This window comes from Aeribacillus sp. FSL K6-2848 (assembly GCF_038004325.1).
Classification (GTDB): domain Bacteria; phylum Bacillota; class Bacilli; order Bacillales; family Aeribacillaceae; genus Aeribacillus; species Aeribacillus composti.
Map to the genome: position 1 here is coordinate 817,971 of NZ_JBBOQQ010000001.1, position 11,813 is coordinate 829,783.

At 38.2% G+C, this 11,813-nt stretch carries 10 protein-coding genes; 3 read left to right on the forward strand and 7 right to left on the reverse strand.

All coding sequences use genetic code 11. The features are described from left to right. The first annotated feature begins 269 nt into the window (after nt 1-269). Entirely contained in the window at nt 270-1,460 is a 1,191-nt protein-coding gene (locus NSS70_RS04010) for a PDZ domain-containing protein (RefSeq protein ID WP_340880969.1), read from the forward strand. Nucleotides 1,461-1,775: 315 nt separating this feature from the next. On the opposite strand, the gene NSS70_RS04015 is transcribed toward NSS70_RS04010, so the two are convergent. The 5 genes from NSS70_RS04015 to NSS70_RS04035 all read right to left on the reverse strand — a co-directional run bounded on the left by NSS70_RS04015 (nt 1,776) and on the right by NSS70_RS04035 (nt 6,235). Further along, on the reverse strand, nt 1,776-2,822 hold the full coding sequence (locus tag NSS70_RS04015; RefSeq protein ID WP_340880970.1) for a flavin-containing monooxygenase: 1,047 nt from the start codon (nt 2,820-2,822) through the stop codon (nt 1,776-1,778). Between the two features lie 21 nt (nt 2,823-2,843). Beyond that, nucleotides 2,844-3,755, reverse strand: coding sequence for a cation diffusion facilitator family transporter (locus NSS70_RS04020; RefSeq protein WP_340807126.1), 912 nt, complete (start codon nt 3,753-3,755; stop codon nt 2,844-2,846). 14 nt (nt 3,756-3,769) lie between these two features. Beyond that, nucleotides 3,770-4,078, reverse strand: a complete 309-nt coding sequence (locus NSS70_RS04025; protein WP_063389190.1) for an ArsR/SmtB family transcription factor — start codon at nt 4,076-4,078, stop codon at nt 3,770-3,772. A 662-nt stretch (nt 4,079-4,740) separates the two neighbouring features. Next, complete coding sequence (gene chrA, locus NSS70_RS04030) at nt 4,741-5,913, reverse strand: chromate efflux transporter (protein ID WP_340880971.1); 1,173 nt, start codon at nt 5,911-5,913, stop codon at nt 4,741-4,743. A gap of 1 nt (nt 5,914) precedes the next feature. Then, nucleotides 5,915-6,235 carry a PadR family transcriptional regulator gene (locus NSS70_RS04035; RefSeq protein ID WP_063389188.1) on the reverse strand — a complete coding sequence of 107 codons (321 nt, stop codon included), beginning with the start codon at nt 6,233-6,235 and terminating at the stop codon, nt 5,915-5,917. A gap of 213 nt (nt 6,236-6,448) precedes the next feature. Here NSS70_RS04035 and NSS70_RS04040 point away from each other — a divergent pair, with 213 nt between their 5' ends. Beyond that, the gene (locus NSS70_RS04040) at nt 6,449-8,527 is read left to right on the forward strand and encodes a heavy metal translocating P-type ATPase (protein ID WP_340880972.1); all 2,079 of its coding nucleotides are present in this window, start codon (nt 6,449-6,451) and stop codon (nt 8,525-8,527) included. Nucleotides 8,528-8,673: 146 nt separating this feature from the next. Then, complete coding sequence (locus NSS70_RS04045) at nt 8,674-9,561, forward strand: ROK family protein (RefSeq protein WP_340807118.1); 888 nt, start codon at nt 8,674-8,676, stop codon at nt 9,559-9,561. Between the two features lie 547 nt (nt 9,562-10,108). Here the strand turns inward: NSS70_RS04045 and NSS70_RS04050 are convergent. Together NSS70_RS04050 and NSS70_RS04055 are read right to left on the reverse strand one after the other, a co-directional pair. Then, nucleotides 10,109-10,663: a hypothetical protein gene (locus NSS70_RS04050; protein ID WP_157404848.1), complete on the reverse strand. Its 555-nt coding sequence runs from the start codon at nt 10,661-10,663 to the stop codon at nt 10,109-10,111. 25 nt (nt 10,664-10,688) lie between these two features. Further along, nucleotides 10,689-11,693 carry a transposase gene (locus NSS70_RS04055; protein WP_152642860.1) on the reverse strand — a complete coding sequence of 335 codons (1,005 nt, stop codon included), beginning with the start codon at nt 11,691-11,693 and terminating at the stop codon, nt 10,689-10,691. Nucleotides 11,694-11,813 lie beyond the last annotated feature (120 nt).

Sequence of the window (11,813 nt, forward strand, 5' to 3'; positions counted from 1 at the left end):
GTTTTCTTTTAAATCATCGGGAAGTGACAGAGCGGCATTGTTAAGTGGCTGTTTCCTTGCTCAATTTTTTGATCAATTTGCTGCAAGTCTGATTCATTCAGCTTTTTAGAAAAAAGCGGTATGAAGCCAAAAAAGCCGCTGCTCCATGAATTTGGTCAATCGGCCTTTTTACCTATTTCCAGTTTTTTATATGACGTTCTAGCTTCTTTTTTAAAAGATTTGATAAAATAGAGGAAAGTCTCATATGATTCGTAAAAGGGGTGGGCCGTTTGGTTGGACAATGGCTTTTAGAATTGCTTTTCAGCATAGGCCGTTTTTTCTTGCATCCGCTTTTGTATTTCTTTCTCATTTTTTCCTTTTTAAATGGATATTGGCGGGTTAGAAGAGAACGAAAATCTTTTCATGTGCGCGTATATGATGTGTTTGACGATATTCGTTTTACTTATACGAAGGGAATTATCGCTGGCCTTATCCTTTCTGTTCTTTTCATGCTTCTAGGACTGTGGATTCCATTCGGAACACTCGTTTTATTGACTATTTGGCTGCTGGCTGTTAGTTTAACTTTTCAGCCGCGTTTTTTGTCATCAACGATCTCATTGGGCGGAACGATTTTTTTAACAGCTTTATTAAATGGAGTGGCAGATCAATCTCCTTGGATCGATGAATTTTTTGTGAGCCTTGATAAAACAAACTACAGCGTCTTGTCGCTATTTTTGAGCTTTTTGCTTATTTGTGAAGGGATTCTCATCTATCGAACAGCACATTACCATACATCCCCATTTATCATAAAAAGCAAGAGAGGAATGCCGATTGGGAATCATGTAGCGAACAGAACATGGATGATTCCGTTAATGCTTTTAGTTCCAGGCGGTTCATTGGAATCTCCTTTTTCTTGGTGGCCAATTATTTCTTTAAATGGTGAACCATTTATGCTCGTGATGATTCCGTATTTTGTCGGTTTTTATCAAAGAATTCAAGGGTCTTTGCCAAAGGAAAGCATTCAAGTAACAGGCCGGCGCATTTCGATTCTTGGAATTATTTCTCTTGTTGTTGCTGCTGCTTCGTTGTGGGCTCCATTTCTGTCGTTTGTTGCCGCGGCTCTAGCATTGATAGGAAAGGGATTAATAACTGTAAAACAAAGGATGAATGATAATTCGGCCGCTTTTTATTTCTCGAAACAAGATTATGGACTGGTCGTATTAGGCACGCTTCCTCAATCCCCGGGAGAGAAAATGGGAATAAAAGCGGGAGAAGTTATATCAAAGGTGAATGGAAAAAATGTAAAAACAACGTACGAATTTTACGAAGCGCTGCAGATAAGCAGGACGCATTGTAAGTTGGAGGTACTAGGACATAACAAAGAAATCCGTTTTGTCCAACGCGCCTTATACGAAGGGGAGCATCATGAACTCGGCTTGCTCTTTGTGCAAGATGAGAAGTGGAAGTCAGAAGCCTCTTAACCGGTATGAATGGTTCATAATCAACCGGAATAGCGACATAATTTTTAGGAATAGGCCATAATTCTTCGGAATGAGTTTTATTTTTTTCCGGAACGATAAAGGTATATTTTCTCTATCACATCAAACCACTTAGTCAATGATTGGCTAAGTGGTTTTTTACGTCAAAAAATGTTATAGCTAGCAGAATTAGGCTCGAGAAATCATTGTACAAAGGAACTGACATTGTTCAATGATATTTGAAGCCTTTCAGTAAATATGTCTAATCATGAAAATAGCCGCGGCTAGAAAAACTCTAGCTAAACATTGCAAGCACCTTCAATGGTTTAAAATATCATTTATCAAGTACTCTGCATCGGCGCCCACCCCTCCGATAAGAGCGGAGCCTCTCCGATATTGCCAAGGCAATCCTAAGAAGTACAATCCTTTCACAGGAGTAACCCCTCGTTGGTGAACGGGCTTTCCTCTATGATCTAAAACATTAGGAATTTGTATCCAGCTGTAATCAAAATAAAATCCGGTTGCCCAAATGACATTTTGAACTTGAATTTGACTGTTATCTGCAAAAGAGATAACATCTCCTGAAACACTCTCTGTTTTAGGCTTCATTTTTATTTTGCCTTCTTGTAGTAAATGTTTCAGCTCTTTACCGAAAATAGGATCGCTTTGTTTACTGATCAACCTGCCTAACGGGCTGTTGATATGGACGTCTAATAAACCTATTTTTTGAAACCACCAGAAAATACTTTTCCCCATAATTTCAAGGGGGAGAAATCTCATTTTATGACCTACTGATAAATAAACTTCTCTGTCTTCGGACAATTCAACTGCAATTTGCGCTCCAGAATTTCCTGCACCGACTACTAAAACAGAGCCATCTTGCAATTGAGATGGATTCAAATAGCCGGATGTATGCACTTGATACACTTGATCGTATAAGCTTTCGGCAAATGGTGGAAGATAAGGCTTTTGAAAAGGCCCTGTTGCTATAACCACTTTATTTGCCATATATCCCCTATGGTTGGTTGTCACTTTAAAAATCTCATTTTCTTTTTGAAGAGAAATGACTTCTGTATTCAGATGAATAGGTAATTCGAATTTTTGAGCATAATCCTCTAAATAATCGGCTATTTCATCCTTAGTTGGATATCCGTTCGGGTCACCCTTTAAGACCATTCCTGGCAAGGAGCTAAACGATCGAGGGGTAAAAAGCACTAAAGAATCGTAACGATTTCTCCAAACATCTCCGATTCGATTTTCCTTGCCGACAATGGCAAATAATATATCGTGTTGCTTTAGATAATACTCCATCGCTAATCCTGCTTGGCCAGCACCGATTATAAGAACATCAACATTTTGTGCCATTTCAATCAACTCCGAAAAAAGCTAGACTTTCATTTTTCCATGATGGATTTGAGAGGTTTCAATTTGAATGGTTGTATGCAAAATCTTAAATTTTTCTTCAATCATGTGAATGGCAGCTTGTAACACCTTTTGACTGTCTTGATGATCTTCAATTAAAATATGGCAGCTTAGTGAGTCTAAACCTGATGTAATCGTCCAAATATGCAGGTCGTGAACATCCTTCACACCTTCAATACTTTTTAAGGCTTTCTTCACTTCATTTTGATCAATGGTAACGGGCGTTCCTTCCATCAAAATGTGTATGCTATGCTTCAAAACTCCCCAAGCGCCTTTTAATATTAATAAAGCAACTAAAATGGAAATAATAGGGTCTGCTATATACCAGCCAAAGAGCCACATGATGAATCCGGCAGCAATGGCTCCGACAGAGCCTAATGCATCGCCGATAACGTGAAGATAAGCGCTGCGAACATTGACATTATGTTTCACATCACCTTTTCTCATTAACACCCAGGCACTTAAAAGATTAGCAAAAAGACCAATAGACGCAATCAACATCATCGAGCCGCTTGCTACAGTCGGCGGATTGAAAAAACGCTGAACAGCTTCCCAAATGATAAATCCAGCGATAACAAACAAGGTAACTCCATTAAACAAAGCGGCTAAAATTTCAAAACGATAAAAGCCATACGTTTTATTTGGGGAGGCTGGTTTGGCCGCAAACCATATAGCAATTAGGCTAAGAGCAAGCGAACTGGCGTCACTAAGCATATGTCCAGAGTCAGAAAGAAGGGCCAGACTGTTTGTCATTAACCCCCCGAAAAACTCTAACAGCAAAATTCCAACAGTAATGAGCAGTGCAATTATAAGTCCTTTTTTATTGTTTTCCCTGTTAAAGTCGTGATGGTCGTGAGAGTGGTGATGGCTGTTCATGGTCAAATGCCTCCTTACTGATGTTCAGAATGATCAATGGCTTGTTTTAATAATGAAAAAACGTGTTCGTCATTACAGGAGTAAATCAGTGTTTTTCCTTCACGGCGATACTTAATAAGTCTAAGATTTCGCAATATACTAAGCTGATGGGAAACTGCTGATTGAGACATTTCCAACACTTCGGCAATATGATTTACGCTGCACTCTTCTTGTGATAACAAATAAAGAATTTTAATTCGAGTAGGGTCGGCTAACACCTTAAATATTTGCGATATATGTTCAATTGTTTCAGGTTTTAAGAAAGAATGATCTTCCGTCTTCATTCATAATTCCCTCGTTCTTTTATTATATATGAGCATATGTTCATATTTTATTATATTTTGCATTCTGTTTTTTGTCAAGTTTAGGAAATCTGTTTAACAGTACATAATGAGGAGGGAACCTTTCAGATTGGAAATACGGTCGACTAGTTCTGAGGCATTTTCAGTGGGCTTAAGAAATCTAAGAGCTCTTTAAAAGTGACATTAGCAATGAGATAAATGAAGCAGTTTTTAAAAGATGATTGCTTCAAAGTAGATTGCAGCTGGAGAGAATGTTCTAAATTGATCGTATAAAGACATTTCAGGGTACTTGCGAGCAATCATTGAGAAGTCGATTCAGTTATCTTTTTGAGAAGCTGCCAAGCATGGAAATTGAGCATTTCAATATGTTTATTTTAATCATTGACTAGCAGAAGATAACCTCTCGTTCTTGAACAGCCTTGCCTAAACGTTAACTTGGTTAATTCACGCTGTCGGCTAGCCTTCATACAGGAACAGGTGAAGCCGGGCATGAATAGCAGCTTCTGCCAGATCAAAAAATGTCGGAAAAGGGCATACTTTGTCCGGTTTAGCCGTAAAGGAATCCCTCTTATGGTGGACAGGTCTACATAAGAGGGATCATATCAAATGAAACCTGAAGGATCTTTGTGTCAGCAGATCTAATTTTACAAGAACAAGCCGCCAATGGCGCCCGTTAAGACGATGATCCATGGAGCTATCTTCCAATAAGCGAGCATACTGAATAAAATTGCAGCAAAAGCAAAATCAATCGGACGATTAATGGAGCTTATCCAGATCGGATCATAAAAAGCGGCAATTAAAATTCCGACGACAGCAGCTTGTATGCCCATTAACGCACCATTAATCTTTGAATTGCTTCGAAGCTTTCCCCAAAACGGTAATGTACCAAAAATGAGCAAAATTGCCGGAAGAAAGATGGCGCAAGTTGCAACGAATCCCCCAGCCCATCCATTCATGACCGCTCCAATATAAGAAGCAAATGTAAACAAAGGACCAGGAACTGCCTGTGCTGCTCCGTAACCAGCCAAAAATTCTTTTTCTGTTAACATTCCTGTTGGAACAAATTCCTGTTCAAGCAGCGGGAGCACCACATGTCCTCCCCCAAATACGAGAGATCCAGAGCGGTAAAAGCTGTCGAACAAGCCGATCCAGTAAGAAGAAGTCCACACTTTTAATAAAGGAAGGAAAAGGAGAAGCCCGAAAAATAACAATAAACAGCTTGCAGCAAATCGTGTTGAAATCGGTACCTGCAACGAAGTCTGGGTATCTTCTTCTACTTTTTTATATAATAAAAATCCAATAAAAGCCGCTAGCAACATGACGACAACTTGGAAAAAAGCATGTTGCCATAATAAAGTAACGACTAGCGCGCCTAATGCGATGGCTTTTCTCCCTAGGTCAGGGGCAAGTTTTTGTGCCATTCCAATAACAGCATGGGCGACTACAACAGCAGCAACAATCTTTAAGCCGTGAATCCAGCCGGCATCAACAATATGTAACTCTTTAAGAATAAGAGCAAAGATCATCAGTGCGATTGCAGACGGAAACGTAAAGCCGATAAAGGCGCAAAGTCCGCCTAATATTCCTCCCCGCATGAGACCGATGCCGATCCCGGCTTGGCTGCTGGCAGGTCCGGGTAAAAAATGGCATAAAGCAACCAAATCTGCATAGCTCTTTTCATCCAACCATTTTCTTCTCCGAATATATTCTTCATGAAAATATCCTAAATGGGCGATTGGTCCCCCAAATGAGGTCAATCCAAGCTTTGTGGAAATGGCAAATATCTCGAACAGCGTTTTCCATTTTGATTCCTTCATGTTATCCTCCACCTTCATTATGTATTTCTTTAAAAAGCTCGTACGCTTTCGTCCGGGCTTCTTTCAGAACGGCTTTCCCTTTCTGTGTAGTTGTATAATATTTTCGTATTTTTCCTTCTACATTTTGTTCTGTTTTTTCTAACAGTCCGTCCTTTTCCATTGCGTGGAGAATCGGATAAAGAGTCCCTGCACTTATGTTGTAGCCATGACTTTTCAGTTCCTCAAGCATCCACAAGCCGAATATAGGATGTTCGCTTGCATGATGTAAAATATGAATATGTATAAAACCGAGAAAAAGCTTGCGCAACACTTTATCTTCCATTTTTACCCCCCATTTTGAGAATCGATATCGAATTTCGATAACATTAATATTGTAAGATTATTCATATGTACATGTCAAAATTATATTTACGAAAATATTTGACAATTGAATTACCTTTTTATAAAATGGACATATAAAATATGAACACTTATTCATATAAACACATATACTGTATACTGCAATGTGTACTCTATTTCATTGGGGGATTAGAGAATGATTCAGTATCGGGTAAAGGGATTGTCTTGTGCAAATTGCGCAAAGAATCTGGAAGAGGAAATCCAAAAGCTTGAATATGGGGAAAATGCAAAATTAAATTTTCAATCTAGCAAACTGTATGTCAATGAAGAAATTAATATTGCTAAAGTCAAAAAAATTTTAGCATCGGATGGGGCCTATATTGAGGAAGAAAATAAACATGAAGATACACATTCTTATTTATTGTGGCTCGTTTTGCTCTCGGTTTTAGCTTTTATAGCTGCTGTTGTGTTCGAAAAAACATTATCACCATCCGCCGCTGTTACAATGTATATAATTGCTACGGTGATCAGCGGATATAAAACATTTTTGAAAGGGGCCAAAAACCTCGTTCGATTGAAATTTAACATTGACACCCTTATGACAATTGCTTTGATTGGAGCTTTTGGCATCGGAGAGTGGAAGGAAGGTGCTGTTGTTGCCATTTTATTTGGAGTGAACGAATATTTAGAGGGCTTGGGAATGGAAAAGGCCCGTCGTTCTATCGAATCGCTTTTAGAAGTTGCGCCGAATGAAGCTACGATTGTTATAGATGGCCAGGAAAAGAAAGTTTCCATTCATGACATCAAGGCAGGGGATATTGTTCTTGTCAAAGCCGGTGAAAAAATTCCATCGGATGGGATAGTGGTGGAAGGAAAAAGCTCAGTTAATGAAGCGGCCATTACTGGAGAATCTCTCCCTGTTGAAAAGGAAGCAAAAGATGAAGTGTTTGGCGGAAGCATTAATAATGAAGGAATTTTGAAAGTTCGGATAACAAAGCCTTACGAAGAATCGTCTCTAGCGAAAATTTTGCATTTAGTTGAAGAAGCGCAGGAAACAAAAACGCCGACTGAGCAATTCATTAATAAGTTTGCGAAATATTATACTCCTTTGATCATGCTTATCTCTCTTGTCGTTATTTTTATTCCGCCGCTTTTCTTAGGAGTTGATTGGAGAACATCTTTATATCAAGGATTGGCAGTGTTAATTGTCGGCTGTCCATGTGCATTAGTTTTATCCTCTCCCATTGCTATCGTTTCAGGAATCACGAGAAATGCACGAAAAGGCATTCTTGTAAAAGGCGGGGTTTATTTAGAGCAATTAGGGAAAATTGGAATAATAGCTTTTGATAAAACAGGTACACTGACAAAAGGGGAGCCTTATGTAGAGAAGTTTGTAGAATATGATCCTTCTTTTTGGAGCATCATCGGATCAATTGAAAAATCCTCTACTCATCCGATCGCTAAAGCCATTATGAAAAAAATAGATGAGTTAAACGTTTCCCTTTTGGAGGCTCGCTCCGTTGTTGCAACATCAGGTGAGGGAATAAAAGCGGAGATAGACGGGAAGGAATACCGTGTCGGCAATGAAAAAACGATTCAACATCTTTCGCTCAGCGAAAATGTAAAGGAAGACATAAAGGCCTTTAAACAGGAAGGACTAACAATCGTATTGGTTTCAGATGACAAAAACATTCTCGGTATGGTCGGTATAGCGGATGAAATTCGACAGGAAAGCAGCCAGGTGATCCGCATGCTTCACCGAACAGGTGTGAAGAGAACTGTCATGTTGACAGGAGACCACGAAAAAACTGCTGAAAAAGTGGCGAAAAAGGTTGGTTTAAGTGAATATTTTGCAAACCTTCTGCCGGAAGAAAAGGTGGAAAAGGTGAAAGAGCTGTCTCTCTCAGGAAAAACGGCAATGATCGGAGATGGTATTAATGATGCGCCTGCGCTCGCAGCTGCTGATTTAGGCATTGCAATGGGAAAAGGAACAGACAGCGCAATTGAAACGGCTGATATCGTTTTAATGCAAGATCATTTAGAAAAGCTGCCTGAAGCTATTTCAACCGCCAAAAAAGTGAACAGAATCATCAAGTTAAACATCGGGATTGCTCTAGGTTTAAAAGCCGCTGCACTGCTGCTGACGATTCCAGGCTGGCTTACGCTTTGGATAGCCATTCTGTCGGATATGGGGGCGACTGTTTTAGTGACCCTCATTAGTTTAACGATTTTATGGGAACGAAATAAAAAACTTCTAAATGAGGCTTTCAGCTAATGGCTGATCGCCTTTTTTTCTTGCATTTTTTAATATTTCTCTTCCATAAACATATGACATTTATTATAATCTTATTAATTTGACAACCTGCCGCTAATGAAAAATTGGACATAACATTATGGACAAAATCATGGGAGGAATTGTGCATGCTTTTAGGTGCAATTGAAGCGGGCGGAACAAAATTTGTCTGCGGAATTGGAGATGAAAACGGAAATATCATCGAGCGGACTTCTTTTCCGACAACAACGCCTGATGAAGTGCTTGAACAAGTGGTCAAATTTTTTCGGGATAAAGATATTAAAGCGCTTGGAATTGGTTCATTCGGTCCGATTGATTTAGATCGCACAAGCGAAACATTCGGATACATAACATCTACTCCGAAGCTACAGTGGGCGAATACAAATCTTGTCGGAGCGATAAAAAAAGAATTTCCTATTCCAATTGGCTTTGATACAGACGTCAATGCAGCAGCGCTGGGGGAAATGAAATGGGGGGCCGCGAAAGGCCTGAATAGCTGCATTTATATGACGATCGGTACCGGGATCGGAGTCGGTGCCATCTCTGAAGGACATCTAGTACACGGGCTAATCCATCCGGAAATGGGGCATATGCTTGTTCGGCGCCATCCTGAAGATTCGTTTGCCGGCAATTGTCCGTATCACAAAGATTGTTTGGAAGGAATGGCATCCGGTCCTGCTATAGAAAAACGCTGGGGAAAAAAGGGGCAAGAGTTAGAAAAAAATGAGAAAGTATGGGATTTGGAAGCGTATTATATTGCACAAGGGATTGCCAACCTTATACTTGTTTTATCGCCTAAAAAAATAATAATTGGCGGCGGAGTCGCCAAACAAAAGCAATTGTTCCCCCTTATACATCAAAATGTTCAAGCTTTATTAAACGGTTATGTTCGCCATGAAGTGGTGCTAGAAAACATTGCAGATTATATTGTTCCGCCCGGATTAGGGGATAATGCGGGACTTTGCGGAGCGATTGGTTTAGCATATGAGGCGTTTTTGGAGAATAATCAAAAATAAAGCTCAAGAACATTTATCGGCAAATAATCGTTACAGATAACCCAAGCCATAAAATAAAATCAGGCATACAAAAATGTGTACAAGAAAAGGAAACTTTCAAGAATGCAGTTAAGAACCAAAAAGAATTAGATAAAGCTAAAACTAATGCTAAAGAGAATTGATCCAAGATATTGCTCGGTGACCTAACAGCTCTTTATGTTACAGCTGAGCTGATTAAGTTTAGGTGGCTGGAATCATTCATTTTTTGATAAGTGGAGTTCAGGAGTATTGCAATGTATATGCTGAAACAAAACGAATATTGAAAAATATTTTTTAATCTTTAAACAATTATTAAACATCTCTACATTTAGAGGAAGAATCAATTAAATTATATATCTTAAAAAAGACAAATTAGACTCAGGGATTTAGAAATTTATTTATTACTCAACTTTCTCACAGTAAATTGGATTTCTAAGCCTTACGGTTAATGGGTTTGTTGGTTGTTTCGAATACTTCTTGACATAAAAATTTGCAAAAAAAACTTAGACGGCACAACCAACACAATAAATTAGTTGTGCCTTTTCCATTTCTCTTCAATAGTGTTTAAATATTCATTTGGTTCTTTTTTGAATCTTCTTTGTTTTATATGCTCGCCAATACGTTGTTCCCATTTATTCGCTTCAGTTTTATATGCTGAATAATTAACATTTTTTATCATTTGTAGCCCTTCCTGTTCATTAGAGACATTTTCTACAAATACAATGTTTTCACCGTGTCGGATAATATATCGATTCCAAGTCCGACTACCAGTGATTCTTCGGTGTTTTTGCTTTATTCTTCTAAAAAAGAGTTCTAAATCATTATTCGTTCTCGGTATAAGTGGATAATCATAAAAGGTGAAAAGTCCTTTCCAAAATCCTTTACTATACTTTAATAGGTTCTCTACAAACGGTTGATCTTCTTTCCGATTGAGCTCTTTTTCCATTTGGTTTAAATATTGCTTCAATCTGTTTTCGACCCAAAAACTTGTTTTATTCTCAGAAGGTTCCATAATGGTGGCAATCCTTTTAAATCGTGTATCCCAACGTTTTACGAGTTGATAATCTTCCTTATAGTTATCCACATTTCTGACTATTCTGAACAACTTTTCAAGTAGAGGAGTCCCCTTTTTTATCCAGGCATTTTTCAATCGAATCTTTAATCGCATTCGTTCGTTCAAAAACACAAGTGCCTGGTAATTCGAATGGTGGCTTACCATCTTCTAGAAGAACGGATCGAATAGCCGCAATATAGTCACTTGCTACCTCTTCTTCTATGTTTTTAGATGGAGAATTTTCAATTTTTCTTTCAACTTCCCTTATTCCCCTTAGCTTCTTTTTGATATTCGTTTTTAGTTTTCTATCTTTTTCAACTAATGGTTTGGCTATGTCTTTAAAGTAATGAAACTGACAATATTGATACGGAATATCTGGAGCTATTTGTTCAATTGCTAAACGAATGGATTGTTGCCCATCACTGATAAAACCTTGGATTGGATAACCCCAGTCTAAAATGGGTTGAATAATACCTATCAGTTCTTGAGAAGCACTGCTTTTTAAATTATGTGCAGCTAAAATAGTACCACTAAGAACTTCACGGATGACATACAATGTTTCGTTACCTTTTTCGGGTTGGACACCATCAATAGATAAGACAAGTCCTCCATGTTCTTTCACAATATTTTCTAATGTCTCTTTCATATTTTCTTTAACGCTTGCCCGCAGTAATAACGCATATCTTTCATAAAGTTTCTGTACTTGCCTCTCAGAAATTTTCACTTCTTTTTCCGATAATATAGTAGCTATCTCAGATCGAGTCTTATGTTCTTTAAACCGTAAATATCCGATATATGCGATGACATCCATTCCATAAGTAATGTGCTTCATACTTAATTGTTCGGCTTCAGCTGAACGATATACGGTGTCATTAGAACAGGAGTTATTCTCACATCGGTATCCTAGATTTATGATTTTAAATTCACCTTTTAGGGTAGAAATTGTTTTTCTCCAAACAGGGTGACAGTATACTAATTTATTACCACATTCTGGACAATTAGTTATCTCGGGTCTAAAGTATTTTGATTCGATTGGATTTAATCTATTTTTGGTACGCATAAATAATCACCAACTTAAATAAAATTCAGGTCTATTATAACCTAAATTTAATGTTGGTGTTATTTATTCCGTCTAAGAAAAAAAACACCTCAACTTTTGGTATAGTTTAATTGTCCAGAA